Source organism: Acidisphaera rubrifaciens HS-AP3, from assembly GCF_000964365.1.
Classification (GTDB): domain Bacteria; phylum Pseudomonadota; class Alphaproteobacteria; order Acetobacterales; family Acetobacteraceae; genus Acidisphaera; species Acidisphaera rubrifaciens.
In genome coordinates, this window is the sequence record NZ_BANB01000009.1 from 26,102 (window position 1) to 51,127 (window position 25,026).

At 63.7% G+C, this 25,026-nt stretch carries 15 protein-coding genes; 7 read left to right on the forward strand and 8 right to left on the reverse strand.

Translation table 11 applies throughout. The annotated features are described in order from the left end of the window. Positions 1 to 290 precede the first annotated feature (290 nt). Genes B8460_RS00345 through queC form a run of 7 tightly spaced genes read left to right on the forward strand, consistent with a single transcriptional unit; the run spans position 291 to position 6,413 of the window. The gene (locus B8460_RS00345; RefSeq protein ID WP_148360178.1) at positions 291 to 1,196 is read left to right on the forward strand and encodes a hypothetical protein; all 906 of its coding nucleotides are present in this window, start codon (positions 291 to 293) and stop codon (positions 1,194 to 1,196) included. Next, positions 1,193 to 2,335, forward strand: a complete 1,143-nt coding sequence (dbpB, locus tag B8460_RS00350; protein WP_048859578.1) for a DGQHR domain-containing protein DpdB — start codon at positions 1,193 to 1,195, stop codon at positions 2,333 to 2,335. Before B8460_RS00345 ends, dbpB (B8460_RS00350) begins: the two co-directional genes overlap by 4 nt. Further along, positions 2,332 to 3,621 carry a tRNA-guanine transglycosylase DpdA gene (gene dpdA / locus B8460_RS00355; RefSeq protein WP_048859579.1) on the forward strand — a complete coding sequence of 430 codons (1,290 nt, stop codon included), beginning with the start codon at positions 2,332 to 2,334 and terminating at the stop codon, positions 3,619 to 3,621. Before dbpB (B8460_RS00350) ends, dpdA begins: the two co-directional genes overlap by 4 nt. Then, complete coding sequence (gene dbpB, locus B8460_RS00360; protein WP_048859580.1) at positions 3,618 to 4,700, forward strand: DGQHR domain-containing protein DpdB; 1,083 nt, start codon at positions 3,618 to 3,620, stop codon at positions 4,698 to 4,700. The genes dpdA and dbpB (B8460_RS00360) overlap by 4 nt, the downstream gene beginning before the upstream one ends. Positions 4,701 to 4,702: 2 nt before the next feature. Beyond that, a complete protein-coding gene (gene queE, locus B8460_RS00365; RefSeq protein ID WP_048859581.1) occupies positions 4,703 to 5,338 on the forward strand; it encodes a 7-carboxy-7-deazaguanine synthase in 636 nt (211 codons plus the stop codon). Continuing rightward, complete coding sequence (locus tag B8460_RS00370; protein WP_084623043.1) at positions 5,338 to 5,715, forward strand: 6-pyruvoyl trahydropterin synthase family protein; 378 nt, start codon at positions 5,338 to 5,340, stop codon at positions 5,713 to 5,715. Before queE ends, B8460_RS00370 begins: the two co-directional genes overlap by 1 nt. Continuing rightward, positions 5,712 to 6,413: a 7-cyano-7-deazaguanine synthase QueC gene (gene queC, locus B8460_RS00375; protein ID WP_048859583.1), complete on the forward strand. Its 702-nt coding sequence runs from the start codon at positions 5,712 to 5,714 to the stop codon at positions 6,411 to 6,413. Before B8460_RS00370 ends, queC begins: the two co-directional genes overlap by 4 nt. Positions 6,414 to 6,696: 283 nt before the next feature. Here queC and dpdD read toward each other — a convergent pair whose 3' ends face one another. The 8 genes from dpdD to dpdE are packed head-to-tail and all read right to left on the reverse strand — an operon-like array spanning position 6,697 to position 23,978. Next, positions 6,697 to 8,748, reverse strand: coding sequence for a protein DpdD (dpdD, locus tag B8460_RS00380; protein ID WP_148360180.1), 2,052 nt, complete (start codon positions 8,746 to 8,748; stop codon positions 6,697 to 6,699). Further along, entirely contained in the window at positions 8,739 to 9,266 is a 528-nt protein-coding gene (dpdK, locus tag B8460_RS00385; protein ID WP_048859585.1) for a phospholipase D-like domain-containing protein DpdK, read from the reverse strand. Before dpdK ends, dpdD begins: the two co-directional genes overlap by 10 nt. After that, complete coding sequence (gene dpdJ / locus B8460_RS00390; RefSeq protein ID WP_084623045.1) at positions 9,266 to 13,816, reverse strand: protein DpdJ; 4,551 nt, start codon at positions 13,814 to 13,816, stop codon at positions 9,266 to 9,268. Before dpdJ ends, dpdK begins: the two co-directional genes overlap by 1 nt. After that, positions 13,813 to 14,526 carry a hypothetical protein gene (locus B8460_RS00395; RefSeq protein WP_048859587.1) on the reverse strand — a complete coding sequence of 238 codons (714 nt, stop codon included), beginning with the start codon at positions 14,524 to 14,526 and terminating at the stop codon, positions 13,813 to 13,815. Before B8460_RS00395 ends, dpdJ begins: the two co-directional genes overlap by 4 nt. Further along, entirely contained in the window at positions 14,523 to 17,525 is a 3,003-nt protein-coding gene (gene dpdH / locus B8460_RS00400; RefSeq protein WP_048859588.1) for a protein DpdH, read from the reverse strand. The genes B8460_RS00395 and dpdH overlap by 4 nt, the downstream gene beginning before the upstream one ends. Further along, entirely contained in the window at positions 17,522 to 18,385 is an 864-nt protein-coding gene (dpdG, locus tag B8460_RS20705; RefSeq protein WP_158322641.1) for a protein DpdG, read from the reverse strand. The genes dpdH and dpdG overlap by 4 nt, the downstream gene beginning before the upstream one ends. Beyond that, complete coding sequence (dpdF, locus tag B8460_RS00405; protein ID WP_084623047.1) at positions 18,382 to 20,853, reverse strand: protein DpdF; 2,472 nt, start codon at positions 20,851 to 20,853, stop codon at positions 18,382 to 18,384. Before dpdF ends, dpdG begins: the two co-directional genes overlap by 4 nt. Next, positions 20,850 to 23,978 (reverse strand): protein DpdE, encoded by a 3,129-nt coding sequence (gene dpdE, locus B8460_RS00410; protein ID WP_148360188.1) that lies wholly within the window; start codon positions 23,976 to 23,978, stop codon positions 20,850 to 20,852. Before dpdE ends, dpdF begins: the two co-directional genes overlap by 4 nt. Positions 23,979 to 25,026 lie beyond the last annotated feature (1,048 nt).

Genomic DNA, 25,026 nt, shown 5'->3' on the forward strand with positions numbered 1-25,026 from the left:
ATTGGTCGGCGCTGCCGGCGCGCAGGTCCCGATAATTGTACCCTGCATCCACGCTTCGAGCATCTCGAACCTCTCGCTGGTGCACAATTTTTTCGAATGATCTCTCCAGGGCTAGCTGAAGAATCGCGACTATGCTATCCTCCGCAGATAGTAGTCGATGTCGTCGGCACCCCAAGATGTGGGGTTTGCGAACGCGCTGACTAGCAGGTGAGCAACATTTGGGGGCACAGTTATCTATGCAGACGGCCGCCGTAATTGGAACCCAGGCTGTCCCAGTGGCGCGTTCGAACTTGTCGATCGTCACCATCTGCACTAAACAAAAGCGGTTCAAGCCATCGCCCGCGGGCACTCCGGCGGCGCTTACCGCCGCCACCCAGGCAGACCTAGCGGCCCAATGGATAGCCGTGACGCAATCCCTGCCTCGCACGACGGTTGCCGCCAACCTCTACGCCGGACGCGCTTTCGGCCTTGCCCGAGACGCCGCGATGGTAACCGCCGCTCCGCTCTTCATTCTCTCAGCAGGCCTCGGCCTAGTGGCGTCCGACACGCCTGTTCCCGCCTATGGGTTGACGGTCTCGCGCAGCGGCGCGGAGTCCATTTGGAGCAAAGTCATCGGGCCGTTCGACGCGAGTCGGTGGTTCGCCGCGCTCACTAAAGGCCCCCACGCCGTCGGATGGGATAAGGTGTTCTCGCCGGGTTCGGGTCGCGTGCTGATCGCCCTGACCCGGCCCTATGCTGTGATGATCGCGCCGACGCTCGCAAGCCTGCCGCATGACGACTTAAAGCGGCTTCGCATATTCGGTGCCGGCCTCTCGACGCTCCTACCTCCGACTGTGCGCGAGGCCGTAGCCCCCTATGATGATCGTCTGGACACCATGATGCCGGGCACGCGGTCCGACTTCGCTCAGCGCGCCCTGCTACATTTCGCGCAGCACATCGCAGTCGTTGCTCGCGATCAAAAGGGCGACGCCGAGGCGGTCAAATGCGCGCTCGCGCCGGTCCGCGCACCTTTGCGGCCGACCCGCCGGAGTGGGTCGGACGCTGACATCCTAACCTTGATCAAAGCTCGCCTAGCGCCGGGCGCGAGCGCGAGTCGATTGCTGCGTCAACTCCGGGACGAAGACTACATCGCCTGCGAACAGGGCCGTTTCACTGAGTTGTTTCGCCAGGCAAAAGCCGAGGACTGCGCGTCATGACCCGCCCAAAGAAGACCGGGGAGCCTATTCTGGCGGTGCGCGCCGTTCGGACGTTCCAGGCCGAGAAGGCCGTCTACGCCTTCTTCCTCGCCGGCGCGGACTTACTGAGGATCGCAGACCTCTCACGGGTGCATCGCGATGCCGAGGGCTCGCTCCATGGGTTTCAACGGAAGGGCATCAGGAGCCACGTCCAGGCAATCACCGACTATCTTAACCACGGCCCGGCCCTCTTCCCGAATTCCATCATCCTGGCCATCTCGCCGCGTGCACGATTCACCGCAGCACGGGGTGAGCGGCCGGAAGGCGACTTGCGTGTGGCGGAGGCCGGTACTCTACGCATCCCCGTGCCAGTGGATGGAACGCGTGCCGCCTGGATCGTCGATGGTCAGCAGAGATCACTCGCTCTATCCCAAGCCAAGGATAAGGCCTTTCCCGTCCCCGTGGTTGCGTTCGCTTCGGAAGATCTTTCCGTCCACCGGGAACAGTTCATCCTGGTAAACAAGGCCAAGCCACTTGATCCGCGCCTGATCAATGAATTGCTGCCTGAGGTCGACGCGTACTTCCCGCGCGACCTCGCAGCGCGAAAGATCCCGAGCCTGTTGGTGCATCGGCTTCAGACGGCGGCGGATTCGCCATTGCAAGGCCTGATCCGGCGGGTGTCGGAGGAAGAGAACACAGCGGTCATCATCGACTCCGCGCTGATCAAGGGGATTCGCCAAAGCATCGCCAGTGGGTTGGGCGCTTTGGGACCGCTCAGGGCCAGCGGTTCGCAACCGGCCGATGTCGATGGCATGTATCGAGTGCTCACCGCGTTTTGGTCCGCCGCTCGAGACGCCTTCCCGGAGGCGTGGGGTCGACCTGCGACTGAGAGCCGGTTGATGCATTCGGCGGGCATCGAAGCCATGAGCCTGCTTATGGACAGAGTGATGTCGCGGGCTGCGCCGGGTGTCGATCTCTACACCCACGCCTATGAGGCTCTTAGTCGTGTAGCCCCGCACTGCCATTGGACCTCGGGTCGGTGGGCGGAACTGCAACGTGATTGGAACGAAATCCAGAACGTTGCCCGCGACATCAAGATGCTGTCGAGCCACCTCGCTCGTCTCGACCACCTCTACGCCTTCGCCAAGGTGGCTTCGTGAGATTCATCTTCGCCGACAGCTTGGATACGATCGACCCGGCATACGACTTTGTCGCTGACCGCAACGGCGCAGGCCGCACGGTCCACCGAGACGATCAATATCCTCACGAATTTCTCGACCAGGCGCCCTACGATGGCATCCTAGTGTCGCGCGGGATCGTCGGTGACGCTCGCCACCCGGGAAAGTATTCCGAGGCGCAGTTGATGCGGTTTCGGCGCGAGGGCGCCCGCCGGTTCCTGCGTTACCCGCTTGAGCGGTTCCCGGATAGCGTGGTGATGGGAGACTGCGGGGCGTTCACTTACCGCAACCTACCCGAACCGCCGTATAGAGCCAGGGACACAGTAGAATTCTACGCGGACGGTGGCTTCTCCCATGGCTGTGCGCCTGACCACCTGATCTTCGATTTCGACGACGTGGGTGTCGAGCGGGCGCTGACCGATGTCCCCGAAGACATTCGCAAGCGGTACGAGATCACTCTTCAAAACGGCGTGGAGTTTTTCGCCGAGGCCGCACGGCTGGGGCCTGGCTTCACCCCGATGGGGGTCATCCAGGGCTGGTCGACCCGGAGTATGGCGGACGCCGCCCGCCAACTCGCCGCAATGGGCTTCAACTACCTGGCCATCGGCGGAACCGTCCCGCTGAAGATCAATCAGATCCGGCGGGTCCTGGCGGCTGTGCGGGACGCCCTGCCGAACACGGTGCGGCTCCACCTGCTCGGCTTTGGGAAGATCGAAGAGCTTCGATCTTTGGAGGACTTTGGCGTCACTAGCTTCGACACGACATCACCGCTTTTGCGGGCCTTCAAGGACGCACGCAAAAACTACTGGGCGCGGACCGCAGACGGCGATCTGTCCTACTACACGGCTATTCGCATTCCCCAAGCCACCGAGAATAACAAGCTCAAGCATAAGGCGCTTGAGGGCAGCTTGAATCAAGAGGCGGCGCGCCACCTCGAAGACGCCGCGCTCAAATGCGTGAGGGCCTATGCAACGGGCGAGGCCACCCTCGATCAGAGTCTGGATGCCATCATGGCCTACTGGGCCGCGCTCAACTGGGACGAAGAAAACTCGCCCAGTCGCCGTGCCGACGCGGCGGCGCGACAGCGCCAAGTCTATTCCGAGACCCTGGCCGACCGACCATGGGAGCATTGCGGGTGCCGCGTCTGTCGGGAGGGCGGTGTCGAAGTGCTGATCTTCCGGACCTCGAACCGCAACAAGCGGCGCGGCATGCACAACCTCCATGTCTTCCACACGCACGTCAACGAATTTCGGCAGGAAACCGTATGAGCGAGACCCACCTTTCATTCGACGCCCTGGTCCCGGCGCAAAGCCGCAATATGACCGTCTTCACCTTCGTGGCGAAGGCGGCAGACATCGCTCGATTCGCCCGAATCGAGCGCGCCGGGCGTGCTGCCGACGGTATGCTGCAGGGTTTCCAGCGTCCGCAGATCGCCGCCCACATCCGGGAGATCCGCGACTATCTCGAGAAACCTAACGCAATTCTACCTAATCCGATCGTTGTGGCCTTCCTGGGCAAGGCCGAACTCGAACCGTCTCGTAAGGCGAAGGAATCGCGGCGCCTGAAGATCGACATCAGCGATGGGCCGCCCGGCTGGATCGTCGATGGACAGCAGCGATTCACGGCACTGTCGGAGCTCTACGGAAGGGAGTTCGAAGTACTGGTCTCCGGGTTCCTCTGTGAGTCGGAGGAGGAGTTGCAGAAGCAGTTCATCCTAATCAACAATACTCGCCCCCTGCCAAAGGCACTAATCTATGAATTGCTGCCGCAGGTCGCCGACCTGCCACCGCGGATGTCAAGTAGATCTCAGGCCGCGCTGCTCACCGAAGCCCTTAACTATCGCGCGGGCTCAGCGCTCAAGGGCCTGATTAAACAGCAGACGAACCCGAAGGGCGTGATTCGCGATACAGTCCTCCAACGGGTCATTATGAACTCGCTAAGCGACGGCGCCTTGCGTCTCTACGCCGGTGACGACGCGCTTCTGCTGAGCAAAGGCGTCGAACTGATCAGCGAATATTGGCACGCTGTGCAGACGGTTTTCGCCACTGATTGGGATGGGAAGACTCCCAAAGACTCCCGGCTCATTCATGGGACCGGCATCATCGCCCTGGGCTATGTGATGGACTACCTTAACGCCGTCACCGGTGCCGAGGCTCGCGACGAGTTCGCTCGCGGACTGCGTCCGCTGAAAGGCAAGACAGCTTGGTCCTCCGGCGAGTGGCACTTCGGCGAAGAGCGCCGGCGGTGGAACGGCTTGCAGAACGTCCCCGCAGACGTCCGCCAATTATCCTTCTATCTCCTGGACGTCATCAAGGCGGCACTCGCCGAACAAGCGCGGGCAGCCTAACGATGGTCGCATACGCCGTTAAAGAGATTTTCTACACGCTGCAAGGCGAGGGCCGGCATGCGGGCCGCGCCGCCGTCTTCTGTCGCTTCGCAGGCTGTAATCTCTGGAGCGGCCGCGAGCAAGATCGAGGAACAGCGACCTGTCGCTTCTGCGACACGGACTTCGTTGGCGTTGATGGTCAGGGTGGCGGGCGTTTCCAGGACGCTGCCGCCCTCGCTCAGGCGATCTCCGACGCCTGGATCGGCCGGGGAGGCCGCCGCCTCGTTGTATTAACCGGCGGCGAACCTCTGTTGCAGGTCGACGAATTACTCATCGAGCGCCTACACGCCATGGACTTCGAGGTGGCAGTGGAAACGAACGGCACCGTCCCCGCGCCGGCTGGACTCGATTGGATTGCGGTCAGCCCAAAGGGGAACGCGAAACTCCAAATCCTGCAGGGGAATGAACTCAAGCTGGTTTATCCCCAACCCGAGGCACTGCCGGACCGTTTCGAGGAGTTGGCATTTGCTCACCACCTCCTCCAACCCATGGACGGGCCCGACCTTGCGGCCAACACAGCCGCTGCCGTGGCTTACTGTCTGGCTAACCCGCGTTGGCGGCTCTCCCTACAATCACACAAAGTTCTGGGGATTCCCTGATGTTCGAACTCAGCAAGGAATTTCGATTCGACGCGGCCCACACGCTAGAACGCGTGATCGACACAGAGCCGAGCCGCCGAATTCATGGCCATTCCTACCGAGCCGAGGTAGTGATTCGGGGTCGCCCAGATCCTCAGACCGGGATGATCATGGACCTTGGGCTCTTCGAGCGTGCGCTGGAATCTGCTCGGGAGGGCCTCGATCATCGGTTCCTCGACGAACTCCATGACCTTGGTCCCTCGACGATGGAAAATCTATCGGCCTGGATCTGGCGCAAGGTCGAACCCGTCTGTCCCGACCTCTGGCGCGTTACCGTGCGTCGCGACAGTGATCAGGGCGCATGCAGCTATTTCGGCCGGGAGGGTCAAGGGGTATGAGCGATGGCGGCGCGCTGGTTTTGTTTTCTGGCGGCCAGGACTCGGCGACCTGTCTCGCCTGGGCGCTGAGCCGTTTCGATCGAGTGGAAACGATCGGGTTCGACTACGGCCAACGTCATCGGATCGAGTTGGACGTGAGAACCCGTTTCCTGGGCGAGATCCGGACGGCATTTCCTCAATGGGGCCAACGCCTGGGAAACGATCATCTGCTCGACCTGTCATCGCTTGGCCGGATCAGCGACACCGCGTTGACGACCGGCGCCACCATCGCCTTCGCCAAGAGTGGACTGCCGAACACCTTCGTGCCAGGTCGCAACTTGTTGTTCCTGACCTACGCCGGCGCAATCGCCTACCGTCGCGAGATTAAGCACCTCGTGACCGGGGTCTGCGAGACAGACTATTCCGGCTATCCGGACTGCCGCGACGACACCATCAAGGTCGTCCAGGTGGCGCTCAACCTGGGAATGGACAAGCGCTTCGTAATACACACGCCGCTCATGTTGATTGACAAGGCGGCAACCTGGTCTCTTGCGACCCAATTGGGCGGGCTACCCCTGGTCGAGTTGATCGTCGAGCACTCGCACACCTGTTACGAAGGTGATCGGACCCAGCGGCACGCATGGGGATATGGTTGCGGCGCCTGCCCAGCCTGCAATCTTCGCGCCCAAGGTTACGCAATTTGGGCATCAGACGCCTAGCAACTTCCCTTCAATTCCGTGCGGAAACGAGGTGTTTGTCGATTACTCGCACGACACCCGACGGCAGCGTGGCGCTTATGGACCTGATACAAAAGTGCGACGACGGCGATTTTCTCAAAATCGTGGCCGAAGCTGTCCTTTGCTGCCATATGGCAGTGCTGCCGCATGCACACCATGAGCACTCAACCCGCACGCGCACCCAAGGTCCAGCGATCGATGGACGCCAACATCATCAGAGGAGTGCCTTATCCAGAAGTCGAGTCGCGTCGCAGTCCGACCAGTTCTATAGCCGTCGGCGCGCTTCTGCCCCCGACCAGTCCTCAACAGCGCGGACGATGCTCGTTGCCCCTCGGCCGGTTGCGTATACAAGCGGTCGGGCGCCCCGACGCGACTTGATAAAGTCTGTCGCAGCATGTTTGGCAGATGCCCAGACAACCACTACAAGCTCTGCTCGAGCAACCATGGCGCCGAGAGCAGCGCTGCCACCATGGTCGTGGTTGAGTTCGACCGTGAGGTTTGGGATCGCCGCCTGAAGCAAAGCCTCCGCCTGCCGGGCGGCGGGTTCGGTGAGTGTATAAATGCCCACAACCTTGCCTTCCAGCGCAGCGCTGTTGAGGGCGGTCTCGGTCGGTGAGGGCGTGACGCCGAGGTCGATGCCCACCTCAGCAGCAAGCGCGGTCAGTGTCAGACGCTGACCTTCCGTAAGGCGCGGCCAGAGCGGGATAAGAACTGAGATTACGTCGATGCTGAATTCTTGCAGCCGGGTGGGGACGATAGGTGTGAAACTTCGCGCGATCTCTACGAGCTCGAGGGCGTCGTAGGCGGACGTGCGGCTCAGGCCTTCGCTAGCGATGGTCTGCGCGGCATCCAGGGCGTCACGGTACTCCGCGACGGACAGACCGCACTTTAGTGCACCGTCGAGCAGGCCCGCTGCCGAGCGGAGCGCTGTCTCACCGCGACGGGCGCTCAGTGCCATGCGGGTGAGGGTTGCGAGATAGACCGGGCAGAGGTCCCGGCGCGGCCACCGTGGGTCCGACTGCGCCCATTGCACCAGGTAAGGGATCGCTTGTCCAAAGCGTTCTTCGGCCAACCCATCGGGAATGAGTTCGATCTTGGCGGCTAGCGCGCGCGCGGCGCCGACATCAGTGTCCGCGTCGGGCAGTCGCCAGGTGGTCGCTCCGGCGGCGGCCGCCTCGGCAGAGGCGAAGTCGTCCCTGGATAGGGCGTCCACCCAGGTGGACCAGTCGAAGGGTGGTTCGTGATCGCCCGCTCGCTCCAGCACCTCCTGCCAAATCGCGCGGTTGGCAGGGCGGCGGAAGAGATCATGGCGCGAATCAGCGCTGAGAGCGTTGACGGCGTCGCGTAACGCCGCATCGGCCGCAGGGTCGCCTTCGGCGGGTAATCCCGCCACGGTTATCAGCGCCGCGCGCGCCACAGCTAGCGGATCGTTCGTCGGCTCCGCATCGCGAGGGGCTGTTGACTCTTGTGGGACCTCCTGTCGCAGCGGCGGCACAAGGATGGCGCGCAGCCACTCGACTGCCGGTCGAGAGGGATCGGGGGCGATGCCAAGGAGCAATCGCGCGTATTCCATCGCCGGATCGCTTCGCACCAGGTCGGGCGCGCGCTCGGCCGCCGCGTCGCTGTCGTAAACGGACGTCCAGTAGATGGCCTCGATTAGAATCTCGGCGGTGGCGGGCGCAGGCCCCGCCAGCGCCAGCGCTTCGAAGCGGTCGTGCCAACGGATAGCGCCCCAATCGCCTGCGACGGATAGGATCTGGACCTCGAGTTGGACGAGGTTGAGCGCCTCGAGGCGTGACTCTTCGCGCAGTACGGCGAGGATGCGCCAGGCCTCGGTGACGTCGCCGCCATTGAGAGCGTCTTGCAGCGCCGCGAGCAGACGCGAGGTCGGTTCAGGCCGGGCGATCGCAAGATCTGGAGCGCCCTCCAGGAGACTCGCTAACCGCACCAGGGCGCGTACCGCCACCGCCTCGCCTTGAGCATAGTTCCCGGGCTGAAGGCGCGCGGCTATCGTGATCCCAGCCCCAAGCAGTACTTGATCGACTCCGCGGGCGGGGTCGAGCGGCACGGGTGCGCCCTCGAAGTCGGTGAACGTAGGACCGGCAAACGCGAGAAGCAGAGGCTCTAGCTTTCGCCATTCGGCTGGCGTTCGGGCAGCCGCGTAAACTACGAGGTTGCCGCTTGGATCACGGACCGGAAACATCGCGCCCGGAAAGCGGGTCGACTGGAGGGTCGACGTCAAGCTGCGGGCACCCGCTGTGAGACTGTCCCAGTCGGCGGCTGCGGCGAGCGCCCCTAAATCGAGCGTTAGCCCCATTGAAGGCTCCCACTCCAGCGCTCCTGAAGGGCGAGTCGGCGTGACGCGGCGGCCTGTCTATCAACTCGAAGAAGGACGTGCTCGTCGCTCGCGGTTAGGCCACTCAGTGTTAGGTTCATGGAGCCACCGAAGATATAATCCTCGCCGACGACCGCTTTCTCGTGAGCGGCAGGGGCGATGGCGAGGCCCAGACGCCCATCCGTCTCCAATTGGAGATCCCGGAGGGAGCGGATGAAGAGGGCGTTGTGATCGACCTCACGGACGACGACACAGAGGCGGCCGCTTCGATTTGCCAGGGCTTTGATGACCTCGGTCAGGCGAATGGAGGCTGCCGGCCAGTCCGGGCGCACGGCGCTGAAGGCGCGGGCGGTGTTGTCAATAACCTCAACGTTGGAGATCCAAGCCGACAGAATCCAGAGCTCTGGACTGGGTCGCAGCAGTTCCGACAGTAACAGTGTTTGCAGGGTGTCGCGGATCGCCCGACTCTGCCACGGACCGCTGTAATCACGGCTCAGCATCAGACCTGTTCCCGCAGAATGAGACTGGCCCAAACCCGTGCATCGTCCTTTGCGATGCGCTCAACAACGGCATAGAGGCTAAGCGCACCGACATGAATCGGGGTCGCCTGAAGGCGAACCAGCGCCTCGCCCAGTCGCCGCTGCTCAGGGATGGGCGCAGATAGGGTAGCGGCGCCGTCGATTGCGAGGAGTTCGGTCAGCCGATTCCACCAATTATCCTCATCGAGCGGAACCGCTGCGCGTGCGCCCTCAAAGAGAAGGCTGCGAACCAGGGCTGGTTCACAGGGCAGGGGAGCCCGATAAGGGTTCCAACTGGTCAGGCTTTGGCGGTGGAGCGACGCGGCGCGCGGCCACAGCAGGCTCGCGAAGACCGCCGCCCGGGTCGCGGCATCTGTTGCATCCGTGAAGATCCCAGCCTGTAGGCCAAGTTCGTTGGCATCAATGTCGCCGACTGCGAGCACGGCAATCTCTCGGAGGTCGAACTCAAGGCCAAGGCCAACCTCCACATTTGTCCAGAACGACAGGAGCCGGCGGACGACAGCGTCATGCGCCACCCCGAGACCCGGCGCGAGCATCCGGGCGCTGAGGGAGACGACGAAGGCGCGGCTTGTCTCGACGCCGCAGCCCTCCAATTGCGACAGCAAACGCGCTCGTGCTGCGGCGCGCGGCCGGTGGTCAACCTCGGCGCGCACGCCGGCGACGGCGGCGGCCACGTCCGGATTTTCCGCTGCCAGACGGTAGGTTCGGGTCAGTGCGCTGGCCGCGACATCGAGATCGGAGGGCTCGAGAGCCGCTTCGATGCCGCGGAAGATAAGCCGCGGTTCGGCGGCGAAGCGGTCGGTGAGAGCCTGGAGCACACCAGCGCCGCCGACCGTGGATTCTGTCAGCCAAATGGTTGAGTGACCCGGCTGATGTTCGTCGTTGGCGATGTCGACGAGCAAGGCCTCGGCCGAGGCCTGTCGCGGTGTTGCAGCCACGGCTGCCGCCATTAGACCTTCGGCGAGCGTGCCCTGAAGGGCGCGCCGCATGTAGTCGCCGAGGCGGGGGCTCGTGTCGTCAAGCGCCTCCAGCAGGGCGGCGTGCAATCGAGCCCGGACGTTGTCCTTCGCCAGTTCGTCGCGCAGGCCAGCCTTTAGCCGTTCCAACCGATCACGGCGTGGACGCCCGCGGCCAGTCGGTCCGTGGGCGCCGCCACCGCTACCGCCGGCGTCATCTTCGTCCGATCCCGCGTTCGTGTGGGCGTCGCGTCGCTGAACGCCGAGGACGGCGTCTAGAGTGGCGGCATAGTCCGCAAACATGCCCGCCGCGGATACCGCATCGGCGGCCGCGACTAGGGGTTCATTCCGTTCGAGCGCGCGCCGAGCGCAGACCAGCAGGTGGATTTGACGTAGCCATGCTCGTGAGAAGACGTTCTGATCGCGGTCCAGCAGAGGGTCTTCGTTCACCAGACGCTTGTGCAGCGCTGCCCGAAGTCCGCGGCGGATGGTATCCTCGATAGGCGCAGCTTGCAGGTTATCGGGCGGAGGCAAGGTGAGGTGTAGCGCCAGGCCATCGGTCTCGAACTCGAAGCCCACGGCAGCCGTGGTGTCGTCCGCGTCACGGAAGTGAATGTCGACCACTTGCTGGACGCCAGCGGGACGGCGCAGGTCAGCGCGCGCGCCAGTGGCGAACCGTGTCACCTCCACGCTGGCCCGGAAGCGGTGCAGTTGGATATCCGCCCCCCGTACGAAGGTGCGCCAGGCGGTGCGCGCGGGCGTTGCGATTTCTACCGGCGCACCGCGCGCCGCAAAGGCGCTGGCCCACGTGAGCTGCGAATTGGAGGTGACTCCGATGACTTCGGGGCGGGCGCGGTCAAGGTGGATCCGCCAAGGGCGATGGACGTTGGCTTCAATGAATCCAGCCCCTCCCTCGCCACGCCGCACTCCCAGAGGCTGAGACGCCTCGGCGTAGGAGGCGATAGGGAGGTTCCAGTCCGTCACCCCCGCCGGGACTGCCGACCAATGCGATAGCCCGCCGTAGTCGTCGCCAAAACGTCGGGTGACGCGGCCGGGCGCGAGTTGCGCAAGTCCTTGTTGGAGCGGCATGGACTCCAGGGTATCTGGCTCGCCGTTCCGGCTCGGCGGTAGGACGATATCGAGTTCGGGCAGATTCAGATCGGAGAAGAGGGCTCTGGGCGCAAAGTCGGGAAGAGGGTGGTCGGGCGTGAAGCGATCGCGCTCATGACCTTGTGTCGGCCAGGCCAAGTTCCAGTTTCGGAACAGCCGGCGCAATAGCGTCGGCGCCACTTCCAAGAGGATCGACCGTGGCGCCTCCCACAGAAGGCGGTCGACGGTCAGCTCCTCTACGCGAAGGGCGTTGAGAAGGTGCTGGCGCAGCGCGCGGCGTTCCGGGCCATCCTCGCGAAGGATCTCGCCAAGCAAGCGCACAATGTGATCGCGCAACGCCTGATCGTCCCAGGTGGGTGACTTCGGCGCGGCGACCGTTCGCCAGACGCTGCCGGCCGGTGCCTGCCGCGGTTGATCAGCAAGCCAGTCTAGCAGCGAAAACACCGCCTGCATGCGAAGGACATATTCGTTGCGGACCGGTAGCGCCTGTGCCGCCAAAGTGGGATCGAAGAGGTGTTCAACGGCTTGGAAGAGCGACCGATCTCGCCCTTGGTCGGATAAGACAGTGACCGTAAGTGGACGCATCATGCGGTCCCGGCCTGCGCGGCCACGGCGCTGGAGGAAGGCGGCGTAGTCGCGCGGAGCTTTGTGCTGCAGGACAGCGCCCACGGTGCGGTCGTTGAAGCCAACCTCCAGGGCGGCTGTGGCCACGATGATGTCAGCGGCGACGTCGACCCCTGGATCGCGTGAGGTGGTGCGGCCGACACGCAGGCGATCGGCTAGATTTCGGCCCAAGGTCTCCGGTAGACGCCAGCGCTGACCATCAGCGTCGCGAAGCCGACGTTCCGCATCGGTTTCGGCCTGACCCGGCAAAATCTGGGCGCGCAGGACCGCTAGGGGCTGACGGCCGGGATCGGGGCGACCGAAGCGGTCGTAGGCCTCCGCATCCCGAAAGTCGTGGAAGAGGCGGTGGGTGACGTCGAGATCATCGGTGAAGGCAAAGATCCGACGGCCATAGCGTCCTTGGGACGGCGCAACTGAAGGATCCATGATCCTGCCCAGCAGCATGGCAGTCTGGATCGACGCTGACAGAACCGTGGTGCGCGCGGCCGGATCGCTACGCAGCACCACCTGATATTCCCGACCTTCCTCTTCTAACTCGTCCTCAAGCGGGACGACCTCCGTAACAGAGGCGACATCGACGCCGGTCAACTCAGCGAAGAAGCGCGCCGCGTCGCTCAGGGTCGCGGAGAGGCCAGCCCACGTGACCGGACCGCCGACGAGGTGGCGCCAACGGCGTAGGGTCAGCGCCGCCTGGGCGCCGGATACGCCCGTGTAGGTGTGAGCCTCATCGAGCAGCAAGAACTCCGGTCGTCGACCCGGCGGCGCGCGGACGCCGAATACCACTCGCGATGTTTGGTCGGAGAGCGAGCGGTTCAGCATCTCTGTAGTAGTAAAAAGAAAATCAGGCGGTTCACGGCGCTGTCGGTTGCGCGTGAGGACGAGGATCTCGGGGTTCGTCTCGTATCCGCAGTTGCGAAGGCAGACTAGGCGTTCCCGACCCGCCGCCAGGTCCTCGCGCGCCCAAATCATGTCCCCGCCGCACTCACATCGCAGGAAAGGGCAGATGAAACCTGCGCCGTTACGGGTGGCCTTCCACTTTCCACCGACGCTCTGCTCCGACGCTGCTTGGGGAGTATCGCCGAAATAAGGTCCTATGCGCATCGGCCGCCGACCGGCTGCCCGAAGGGCGGGCGAGACCGCTGAGGCGTTGCGCAGCGCTTCAGACAACTGGTCCTTTAGCAACTCGTTGCGTGGATAGATGGCGATCGCTTTGGTCCAGAAATCCCCAGGCTGGACGGACTCTGCCAGGCGAAGAAAGACCGGGAGGTAGAAGGCCAGGGTTTTCCCAGATCCCGTGCCGGCGCCGACAATGACACCAGCGTCGCGGTCGTTGGAGACCAGCAGTCTCTGAGCCGCACGCTTCTGGAACTGGGCGAGTCGAGTCGGCGATAGCGCGCGCCAAATATGTCGCTGCAAATCGGAGAGCGGGCCTAGTTCTTGCATAACGTCCGCCGCGTCAAGTTCACGCGCGGGATAACGACGCTTGCGAAGGTCGATCCGAAAGTCGGCCACCAAAGGTGGAGCGCCCTGCCAGGCCTCACCCGGAAAAGTCTGTCGAAGGCGTGCGAGCAAGCGGATCGTTTCGGCGAACCGCGAGCGATATCGTTCGCCGCCTCCGGGAGGATTGAACGCCTGAACCAGGCCCGCCTCCAGCAGCGCTTCGACCGCGTCCTCGGTGTCGGCGGCGAAGTGCGTCGTCGCGAGATCTAGAATCGTGTCGCGGGAAAGCGAGGCTGCGGCGTCGCCCCATCTTAGCGACAGGAGTTCCAGATCCTCGATGCTGTTCAGCAATTCGTCGTGGCGTCGATCCAGGACGGTCATCGGCGCGCCCGGACAGTGAACGAGGCCATGAGGTTCTGGGCTGTCAGCCACGTTTTCACCTCGTCGGTCAGGCTGTCGAGCGCGGCGCCTGTTTCGGATGTGGCACCGCGCAAGAAACGTGTCACAGCGGCAGGGATGTCATCCGCATCAAGAGCCTGCCAGGCGTCCTTGCAGGCCTTGGCTGCTCGCTCCACGGCGTCGAGGTCGGCGCTGTCCGTAGGAAGACGGTCGGCGAAGGCTTTCGCCGCGGCCTGCAGCGCGCGGAAGTGCTCGACACGCGTTTTGAGGGCCGGAATCTGCCCCAAGACCTGAACGAGATCGATGCCGACGTGGGGCAGACTTTCGTGGACGTGGCGCTTCCAGGCGATTCCATTGGCCTGCGCGATAGCGTTCGTGAAGCTTTTCAATGGGGTCAGGGTCTTGACGCCGACTTCGGCGGCAGTGACGGATGCTGGATCCGCAGCCGTCGAAGTCCTGATCTCGGAGAGGAAGACCACAAACCCGCTGGCCGGGGCGAGGTCGACATCGACCTCGATGTTACGCCCACGCAGCAACTGTAGCTGGCCAACGGACAGACGAAGGTTGGCCTGGGCCTCTTCGAGTTGTGTGGCTCGAGAACCGACCGCCTTCACCAAGGTCGTCGCCTTCTTTAGCGCGTTCAATTCTTTCGCGGCGTCGGCGAGCGCCTTCGATCTGTCGAGCACGTTCATCGCGCGCCTCCGAGCGAAGCTAGCTCTCGGTTTAAGCCATCGATAGCCGCATTGACTCGCTCCACATTGAGACTGAGTTCCTCAATGCCGGCTTCGGCCCGCTTACGCTCGACGTCTGCTTCGGCGGCGGTCACGAAGTCGTCCCAGACTCTGATGAGCCGGCTGGCGGAGGCGACCGCGTCGGCGCGGCCTTTGGCGTAGTGCAGCAGTTCAGACTGCGGCGGGTCGGCGGCTTCGATCGTCCGCACGGCACGCACCGCTGCGTCATACTGGAAGCTGCTGAATGACTGCAGGGCGTCTTCGAGCGCCTTGCTCGATACGGGAATGCCCGACGCCGTCGTGGCGGCGATGACGGCCCGCGCCGCAGTCAGCACCTCTTGTTTGCTGGCGCTACCGAAGGCCGCGTCGACGGCGGTCAGCCACTCCCGACGACCGTCTCGCTCGGCCGCCAGGGCCGGCTCCAGGTCTTGCTTGACCTGTTCGTAGACCGTGCCGACTTCGACGTAGAGATCCGGGCGCGGTTGGGGCGTCCGGGCGAGGCTCCACTTATCGCGCCGCAGTCGACGAGCCGCCTCACGGATAACGCGAGGATCAATAGCGCGGCCTATCCGGCCACCTTTCGAAGCCGAGATATGCGCTCGTACAAGGTCTTGCAGCTTTTCACGTCGCCTTGAGAGCCGGTCATAGAGGGTTCGCAGACGCGGCTCCGCATACGGGCAATCGGCAGGCATCGGCAGGAACATTGCCTCGATCAGCGCTTCATCGTTGCTTTGGTTTGCCGAGATGACACCACCAAGTGCGGCGCCGATCAGTAGAAGTTCAGCGGCGCCGGCGATGGGGTTCCAGCGCGCATCGCCTCGCAAATTGCGCAGTTGGTTTGCCACCTCAAAGGCGCAACTCGAGACGAGTTCGCTCACGGCCGCCAGACCGACTAGACCATTGGACTGGCCCCAGTCGCTCGTCTTCTCAAACTTCAGGAGCGACTCCAACGCCAGCGCGGTGTTCGCGAAGCCCCCCGGATCCTGCTGGAAGGGCAGTTCGATCACGACCGGAGGTTTTGCTATCCCAGTCGTTCCCTGACGGGTGAACTGCACGCTCACATTTCGGAACGGTCGGGTACCCGTTGCGCCGGAGAAGGTTGCTTGATGGAGGCCAAGCACGTCCCAGTCGATGGCCCGTTCGATCAACGGGAACAGAGCCTGCCGAAGGCGGTGAGCCAAGCTCTGGTCGAGCCCCCCTCCGTCGACCCATCGCGAAAGTTGCGCGGCGTCCGGATCGGCGGCGGGGGCGGGTCGGACGATCGCCGTGCGATCGACTCCCCCCGTTGATGGCGCGGTCGGGGCTGGCGGCGGTGGGGGGGCCGCTGCCCCTGCGCCATTCAAAGCCGGAATTGGGGAGAGACCGAAGGCGCGCATGATCTCTGGCGATGCGCCCGAGAGTCGCCCCTCGTTCCACAGTTGAAAGAAGGTGAGGTAGCGCTCGAATCTCGCCCCGGCCGCATCCTGAAGACGTTGGCGATCGAGGTTCTCGATCTCGGCGCCCCCCATCTGCGTCAGAAAGCGCATTGTGGGGAATTGATCGCCGGCGAGAGCTGACGCTTCGTCGATCAAGACAGGCTTGAGAACTTTCTTCTGGAACTCACGCGGGTTGAATACCTCGCCATCGTCGGCGCGAGAGCGCCTCGCCAAAGTGACGAGTGCGCTTGCCGTGAATGGATAGAGTCCAACCGGATCGTCCGTCGCGCCGACGCTGCCGAAGGCCTCGAAGCAGTCCCCGCGAAAGGCGCAGTCCGCGCATGCGTTTGGCAGCACCCGCTCGGGCGTCGAGAACGCTTCGGCCAGACGAACTCCACCCACGCGCACCGCATTGAGATAACGTCCGGTAAAATGCGCCAGATCGGGACGAGGTGGCGACGTCTCCATATCGACCACCAAGTCCATTCGGCTTCGAACGGTGTCAGGGAGTCCGCGGAAACGACCGCTGGTGCAGGCCAAGGCCCACCGGACCCGGCAGAGTTTGTCTCCGCCTTGGACGACCAGGGCGGCCAGCATGGCGAGGTCATAGCCCTGCAGACGGGCGAATTCCTCAAAGAGGATGACGAGTTCCTTGCCCTCCTCCTTAAGGCGCTGACGGATCCTTCCCAGCAACGCGCCTAGTTGGTCGCCTGAGAAGTTCAGCGCCCGCGTGATCGCCGAGGGCAGGTTGCGATTTATGACCTCAAGAACTGGCGGGATCGTATTGGCGCTGTCGTATAGGAAGACCTCGATCGCCTCCCTCGCCGGGGCAGAGCAATTTTGAAGATTGATGCCGCTGAGCGGTAGGTTGTCCGCCTCGAAGAGGATCTCCTCTTCGACGCGCTTGCCCTCGCGGGACGAGAACAGCCGATCGACGAGTTCAGGAACAACCTCGCCGTCATTCAAGAATTTTTTAGTCCGCAGATAAGGATCACGGAGGAGGCTTGGCAGAGTGCGCAGAAGTTCCTGCTCAAGGTCGGCGGCGATCTTGGAGTCCGGCCTTATTGCGTCCTCCTCGACAGCCTGTGCGAGGCTGTCCAGCAGCGTTGACTTTTGGACGGCCGGTGTCGAAAGAGATGGCCCGGCACGGCGCAAATCGTCCAGGTACTGGGCCTGCTCGGCGGCCGGGAGGCGGGCGATGAGCTTCTCGAGGACGGCGCGGAGATTGGTTTCGAGACGCCGGATGGCAAGAACCTCGAACCCAGCGCGGCGCTCGATCTCTTGGCGCATGCGGTGGATGAGGTGTGACTTGCCGGCCCCGGCAGGGCCGAGCACCGCAAGTTGGAAGTGGTTCAATTGCGGCGCCAGGAAAGCGCCAACGATCTCGGTCGTCGACTGCTGACGAAGCGGCGCGTCCTCGCCAGCCCGCGTGAACAGGGGCGTCTCGGTGTCGACGGCCCAGAACACCGGATCGGCCACATGATCAGCATCAATGTTGATGACTTGGGTGACGAGATCCGGTTGCCAGCAGACGACCTGCTTCATGCGTTCACCTGTCGGCGGCTTACGTGCGTGACGCGCCCGTCGCCGAAAAGGCCCTCCGCCTCCACGACCTCGGCATCGTCAAAATATTGGAATTGTAGTTCGCCCCGCTGCTTGAGGCGCAGAAGCGCAAGAGAAAGCGACGCTGAGACCTTGCTGGGATTTGCAGTGTCGCCTGCGCGTGTGGCGACTTCGCGATGGACGCTCCCGCCGTCGAGAACAGGGCAGGTGCGTCCGAGGGCGGCGAGAAAAGCCGGCATGGTGATCTGCTGACCACGAAGTAGCACGTGATCAAGGCGTTGACTGACCGCCTCGGTCGGATCTGGTACAACGACCTCCGCTTTCACGATGTTCCAACGCGTGACGAAGCCAAGGGCGCGGGCCCAATACACGGCTTGCTGGACCCGGCTGTCATTGGTCATGCCGAAGGGCGGTGGGCTTCCCAGTTGGCTCTGCAGCCGGGTCGCAGTTCCAGAGCCCGTCCAGGGCAGCGGACTGCGCGGGTCCTGGCGTAACATCCAAGCAATTGCGCCAGCCACCCAGCCTTCTGTCGGGACCGAAGAGATAATTTGGTCCACCATTTGTCGACCGGCGAGTTCCAGGAAGCTGGAAGGGCCATCGACCCTCGCTAGCGCTACGCGTCCGCTCTCCTCCCGGAACAGTCCCATCTCGTGCCCCAGGGCGAGGCAATCCACCAAAGCGTTGTCCTCGCCCGCGTCTGTCTGGTCCTTGGCAAGGGAGGGGGGGCCTAAGAGATTGGCTAGGCGCTCACGTTCCTCTCCCTCGACCCCTGCTTCTCGAAGGATGCTGTAGAGCACTTCCATTCTTTGGGGCGTAGCGCCGACTGCGGTAATCGCCTTCACGTGGAGAGTCTTTCGAGAAGCGTGTCGAGGGTCATACTGACGCGGTTGTACCGATCTAGAAGGCCCTCACCAGGTCGGTCAGGATCAGCGGCTCCAGAGGGCAGAATCAAGATACGCGGGTCACGTCCCGGCGGCGAGAGCCGCCACGGCGTTTCACCAACGATCACGACCTCCGGGCCCGGCGGGAGACGTGATGTCGCCGATGTGGCGGAGCGGCTGAGGAAGACCGGGCGTGTCGCGAGGTCTGCCAGGCCGCGTTCAAAGACCGGAGGGGTGTCGCCGACCAGTCGGAAGACCCGCATACCGCCTTGGGTAAGCCCCGAAAGGGCGGCGGCCATGCGACGCGACGCGTATGCCCCGGTGGCTGTCGCGTCGAAGGTTACCACGAATTCGCCGTCACTCAGCAGGCCAGAGAGAGTCGACGAAAGGGCTGGTGCTGGCCAGACGGCCGCCGGTTCCAGCGGCAAAGCATCCATCTGTGCACGAGCAGGATCCGCGCGGCAGATTTGGCAGTTGCTGCAACCCTTCAGGATTCGGCTTGCACCGTAAAGTTCTTCAATCAGGCTTGCGGGACACTCGCCTCCGCGCAGATGCCGGACCATCAGGGCCAGGTTTCGCGAACGGGCCCTGGCGATCTGTCCGCGCACGGGCTCGACTTTTCTATCCCATATTTCTTCGAGCAGGTGCTGGTCATCGAGAATTTCGACCGTCTCGAACACACCGTCCTCGCTGCTCTCACCGCGGACACCGCCGACCATCCGGAGAAGGCCGCACCGTGCCATGAGGGTCAGCACTCGGGCGTTCCATTGCAGACTGCGCTCGCCTACAAGATCGATGTCATCGATCCCCGGGCCAGGGGCAACGTCGAGGCGGAGCTTGAACCGCTTGTCGCCGAGGTGTCGGGTCTGCGGATGCTCGAACATGGACCGCCACCGTTCGAGTCCTCTGCGCACCGTAATCACTCTCTCGCGGTTGAGGCCCCGGGCCAGTTTGACGTCGGAATGACTCGGTAAGAGCAGCGAGAGGGATGTGCGTCCGTCCCGCCCCCCCCGGCCTACCTCTTGGTAGAAACGGTCGAACGTCTCAGGCACGCAGCCATGCACGACCGCTCGGACTTGGGGGTAGTCGATTCCCAGGCCGAATGCTGACGTGGCGACGACGAGGTCGAGCTCACCCTTGCTCCATCGCTTGAGTGTGGCCGCGCGTTCGTTGTCCGGCGTGTCGCCATGGAAGGCGGCGAAACGGCTCAGTCCAAGTGCTGCGAACCGGTGGGCCCAAGCCACGGCATCCGCAACTTTGGTCACGTAGAGGATCATGGGCCGTGGAAGCCGCAGGATGGCCTCTTCGACCCGTAGGTTACGGCTTGTTGCGTCTGTTTGTGGCGCAACGACGTAGGCGGGTTCTGGCCGCACCTGCGCTGCTGAGAGAAGCTCGAGACGTTCGGGCCGTGCGAACAGAACCTCCAGGGTGTCGAGCGTCTCCGGAGTCAGGGTTGCTGAGAGCAGGAGTGTCCTGATCCTCGCCCCGGCTGGGCACGCGGCTAGGAGCTCGGCTCGGAGGCCCGCCAGACTTTGGAATTCGGGACGAAAGCCCGTGCCCCAAGCATCGACGAGGTGAGCCTCATCAAGGACTAAAGCTTTGAGGCGCCCGGCCTCGGCGAGCGAGATGAGGGTGCCGCGCAGGCTGCCGCATGCGGCCTCCGGTGCGCAGAACACTAGTCCGGTCTGCTGGGTCGAAAGGCGTTCGATGATGGCCGCGCGCCGCTCGGCATTGTCGCCGACATAGGCGAGGGGGTCTGTGCGCTCCGCGCGAACGTTGTTTTCGTGGTCGTACGCGAGCGCGACCGTGGGAACCACGACGAGTGTGACGCCTTCGTTCGCGGGGATCGGGGCCGAGGCGAACCCCACGGCGTCGATGGCGTGGAAAATGGCGCTCTTGCCTTCTCCTGTCGGCAGGTCAATGGCGAGCGTTCGACCCTCCGGTGTGAGCAGCGCGCTCCTGACGGCGGCGCGCTGGCCCACGGAGCGGTAAGTCGCATAGCCCAGTTGGGAGATGAAGGGATCAGGCGGCGGGCCGGCGGCCTCGAATCGGCGGGGTATCGATGCCGCTGCCAGACGATCGGGGTCCGGGTCGCTGTCGGCGAGCCAACCAGGCCGCCAAGGCCTGGCCCGCACCCGATCAGCACCGATCGGTTCCAGCCCTGCCAGAGCCAGCACTTCATCCGAGCAGGCCCTCTTTTTGGGGCGAGGTAGCCAAACAGCCTCGCCTCCCCCCTGTCGAGCGCCTTCTGCGAGCAGGGCATGTCGGACAAGTAACGCCAAGTCCAACGGACTGGCGCTCGGATCACCGATCGCCAGGCGGAGCCGTTCGGCTGCGATCTCCTCGAGTGAAAAGCTGTCTGCGTCTCGGCGTCCGCAAAGGGCTTCGCCCAAGGCTGTGAAGCCCGCTCCCTCGGCAAGCCGGGTCATCGGCGCGGCGCCTGCGGGACATAACCGGCCACGACGAAGGCGCCGATACAGTCGAGACGGAGCCGCGGGCGCTCGATCAGGTCGCGGACGATGTCGTCGAGGATTGCGTCGCGTGCGGCCGCTTCATCAGTATCGAAACCGCCCCTGAGGCGCCTGCGCGAGGCGCGTCGTTCCATTTCAAGCGCCGCGCGCCCGCTGGCGGCCGAGATGCGCTCGCGGAACAGTTCCGATCCCTCAAGAGATGCGGCGGCGCCAGCTGTGACGCTCGCGCAGAGATTCGCAAAGGATGTCTGGTCGATGACTTGGCGAAGCCATTCGGGGCGGCTGCCCAGATTGAAATCGCGAGAGCCGTCCACGGCGGCTTCTGGTCGATACGGGCGCTCGAGGAGTGCCAGCCAATCTGGATCGGTGATCGGTTGCAGGTCTGGCCCGACATGCTGGGTGAGCGTCCAAGGCTGTAGGAACCCCTCGGCTTGTCGGCGCAGGCCCTCGGCGTCCTCGCCCGACCGCAACAGGTTCGCAGGGGGCGTCGACGGCCCAACCACCCAGCAGAGCCGAAATGCCAGCCGCTCCTGTCCCGGGCCGCCTGCGCCGGGCTGCAGCCGCCAGGTTGCGAACGCGGCCCCGCGGTCGTCCCATTCTAGCAGTCGCTCAAGGGCGTCGATCAGTGCCGAGCCCGGGCGTAGGAGAGCGATCTTCGGACGCGCGACACTGAGCCGTCGCTTCCAGGTCAGGGGCCGGCCGAGGCCCGCGGAGAATTGGGCGCGCCACGGATGCTCCGGAAGCTGCGTGTTCGGTCCCCAATTCAGGGTGAGGATGTCCTTACCCTCACGGCGAACACGAAGTTGCAGTGTCGAGGTCAGGAGACCGTCAACGCGGGCTGCGAGGTCGTCCTCGTCCGCCTCGGCGTCTTCGAGCGTTTCTGCTAGGGCGCGCGCGGACTCCCGGGCCATCGCCAACTGATCCATGGCGTATTGCTCGTCCAGGCGTTCCCGGTGCTGCGCCACCAAGCCGGCTAACTGCTCTCGGAAATCCAGCAGCGCTTGCGGGCCCAGCAACCTGAGACGACGAACGTCCGCTTCGATCGCGTCCAGGACGAATTGGATATCGCCAACAGGGCGGTCGAAGATCCCAAATCCGTCGCGGAGTAGGTCACACCAAGCCGACCATGTCGTATCGCCGTCCGCTGCCGGCGCGACAACGACATGTTTGATCGGACCACGCGTGCGCCCGAATCGGTCCAGGCGTCCGATCCTCTGCTCAAGACGCCTGACAGAGGGCGGCAAATCCGCATGAAGGATCGCGTCGGCGAAATGAAGGTTGAGGCCCTCCTCACCGGCTGGGCCGAAGACCGCGATCGCCGCAGCGTCGCACATGGCGAAGTCGTCCGCGACGTCTTGGCCTGTCGCGGCATCGAACACTGACTCGACACCGAGGGCCCGAATTGCCGCGACGATCGCCTCGGCGAAATCCGAGTCTGAGGCGAAAACCACCAGCCTAGCCGGGCCGGACGTCGGTCGCAGGAACCGCAGATGGCGTTGCGCGACCTCCGCGACGAAGGCTGCCCGACGGATACGTGCGTCATCCCCAGCGGCCTCATCGATGGCCTGAAGGAGCGCGGCCTCGCTGGCAAAGATCGGACTGAGCGACGCGACCGGGGCGGCGGCGGTGCTGAGAATCTGCAGGAGGCATTGGTATCGCTGCGCCAGTTGGTCGGCGAGTTCGGGTTCCGACTGACTGACGAGGAGCGCCTCGGCTCGCCAATCCTCAAGTCCGAGAAGGGCCTGCTGCAGCGCCGGGTCCGCGTCTTCCTCGACGCGCAGGGTAGCGGGACCTCGCGGTTGAAACTCCCAGCCCTCCAAATCGGCCCGTCGATTTCGGATGAGGCGTTGGTGAATGCGGTAGGTGTCGGCAATGTGCTGACGCAGCTTCGAGCAGATCGTTACCCGTTCCGCGGCGTCTTCCGTCGTTTGGAACCTGTGTGCCAGATCCGCTATTACCGTATCGTCAGGGAAGAGCGACGTGGAGCCGGCGACGCGCTGTCGCAGGACGAACGCACTCGCGTCAGGGCGAAGACCGAGGAGCAAACGACCGTACTCTTGGCTTCTCGCGACATGTTCCGCGAAACGTTCCTCCGTCTCCGCCTCCCAGCGTTGCGGATCGAGCAGGCGCAGCAGGGCCAAAAACGCTACTTCGTGGCCTATGGGCGGCGTCGCGGATAGTAACAATAGCTTGGGAGATTCGTCGGCGAGGCGCTTCAGGTGCCTGAAGCCGTCCGATCCAGGTTCGATCCTGTGCGCTTCGTCGACGATCAGCAACGTCGCGGCGGCGATGTCCGCCGAGAGATCGCCATGGGGCAGCACTTGCACTCGGCCACCCCGGCCGGGCGTCAGGTCAAATCGGTTTAGGAGTTCGCGCTCCCACTGCCTCGTCAGCGCCGACGGCGTGAGGATCACCGCGGTTGCGCTAACATCATCGATGAGCGTCTGACGCAATACTGCGCAGGCCTCGATGGTCTTTCCAAGACCGACCTCGTCTGCGAGCAAATAGCGCTGCAAGGGGTCATGAAGAACCCGACGAACAGCGTCGAGTTGGTGCCCCACAATTTCCACCGACGCCGAGGCAAGACCGGTCAATCCCTGCCCAGCCGCCCGTAAGGCGATCAACGCCTCCCGCGCCGGCCACCTGGCGTCGAACCACCGCTGAGTCTCAGAAGCGCCAAGCGCGAGAACCTCCCCTGGCTCCCAGACGCCGGCCAGTGCGCGCACCCGCAGCGCCGCCTCGGGGACGTCGACGTCCTGCTTGTTGGGAAGGCGCACCTCGTAGGTGACCGACCCGTCGTCCTCCAGGAAGAAGTTGCGGACCCGGCCGATGCGCCAGCGCTCATCGCTCAGCCGGAAATAGACGCGCATTTGCGGAGAAAGGAAGGTGCGCTTAAGACGCCCCAAGGAAATCAGCGAGCGATCGGATCGTGTGGCTGAGTGAAAAAATTCCACCGCACCGTAGTCACCCTCGATAGAATGTAACAGGCCGATCTCACGTGCGTCGCCAAGAACTTCCACGAAGCGGCAAGGGGCGAGCGATAACGCCGGTTTGTGTCCATGCGTGTTAATGCCTACGGCCACCGGGCCCTCCGGCAGCAGAATGCATCGTCATCACCATGTCGCTTGGAAAATTCTAAAATGGCGCGACTAATATTCTTGAACGCCAAACTCACGATCTCGCCCCTAACGATGGAGTGAGACAGCAAGGCCGTGCAGCGACCGTCAGCCACCGTCTCCAGTTCACACAGACTTCTTCGCCCAGCGACTCTAACTGGCATGCCTCGGAGCAACTCGCTGGCATTTCAACGACTTTACCCGATACGTGGGACGAAGATAAAAAAACGCTCTAGAGGATGGTAACGGTGATCCGGCAGGCGTCGCAAGGTCGATACGACCGCTCGGGCAACCGCGCCACGTGGGAGACAAATGCTTCCCCGCTGCCTAGGCCTAGACTCCGGACTCAAAAGCATGGTTGCGACGGGAGCGTCGACTGGTGCGAAGTTTCTGGCGAGCCTGAAGTTGACTCGGTTCGGAGGAGCCAGTCAGGTTTTCCCCGAAAGGTCAGCCTGTGCCGAAGACACACGCCCCCTATGCGCCCGAACTCCGCCGCAAGATGGTCGAACTGGTGCACTCGGGCCGCGGCCCCTATCATATAGCGGCAGAGCGGGTGGGATAATGGCTGTAGTCGGTTAATGGAAGTCGGGGGGCAACGGGCTACAATTGGCGGTGGGTTTCGGACGCGAATTGCCGGTCTTGAGTTATGATGGACAAATGCAATGGGTCGGTTTGGAGCACGAGCCATGAGACGTCCCTTCACAGCCATCGTTCGGGAGGGCCGGTTTCCGGGCGCTTGCATCACTGGTGGCACTACCGGCTTTTGCACGAGCGGCGCTCAAATCGCCGGCGTGCCATGGCCCCAGTGTGTGCGGGGTTTCGTCGGAACTAGGATCTTGGCCAAGCCTACCGGACCCGATCGCCCGCCACAGCCCGCCGCCCGCTGCTTCCCCAGTGCTTCCCCGACAATGGCTCGGAGGCCGGGGAAGCAAAAAGCGGCCCCGAGGGACCGCTCTAAATCGCTGATTTCGTTGAGAAAATCTGGAGCGGGCGAAGGGATTCGAACCCTCGACCC

Bases quoted from the DNA above. Each gene is read 5' to 3' on its own strand.
- dbpB (WP_048859578.1), top strand. From the start codon at position 1,193: ATGACCCGCCCAAAGAAGACCGGGGAGCCTATTCTGGCGGTGCGCGCC.
- dbpB (WP_048859580.1), top strand. From the start codon at position 3,618: ATGAGCGAGACCCACCTTTCATTCGACGCCCTGGTCCCGGCGCAAAGC.
- queE (WP_048859581.1), top strand. From the start codon at position 4,703: ATGGTCGCATACGCCGTTAAAGAGATTTTCTACACGCTGCAAGGCGAG.
- B8460_RS00370 (WP_084623043.1), top strand. From the start codon at position 5,338: ATGTTCGAACTCAGCAAGGAATTTCGATTCGACGCGGCCCACACGCTA.
- queC (WP_048859583.1), top strand. From the start codon at position 5,712: ATGAGCGATGGCGGCGCGCTGGTTTTGTTTTCTGGCGGCCAGGACTCG.
- dpdD (WP_148360180.1), bottom strand. From the start codon at position 8,748: ATGGGGCTAACGCTCGATTTAGGGGCGCTCGCCGCAGCCGCCGACTGG.
- dpdK (WP_048859585.1), bottom strand. From the start codon at position 9,266: ATGCTGAGCCGTGATTACAGCGGTCCGTGGCAGAGTCGGGCGATCCGC.
- dpdJ (WP_084623045.1), bottom strand. From the start codon at position 13,816: ATGACCGTCCTGGATCGACGCCACGACGAATTGCTGAACAGCATCGAG.
- B8460_RS00395 (WP_048859587.1), bottom strand. From the start codon at position 14,526: ATGAACGTGCTCGACAGATCGAAGGCGCTCGCCGACGCCGCGAAAGAA.
- dpdH (WP_048859588.1), bottom strand. From the start codon at position 17,525: ATGAAGCAGGTCGTCTGCTGGCAACCGGATCTCGTCACCCAAGTCATC.
- dpdF (WP_084623047.1), bottom strand. From the start codon at position 20,853: ATGACCCGGCTTGCCGAGGGAGCGGGCTTCACAGCCTTGGGCGAAGCC.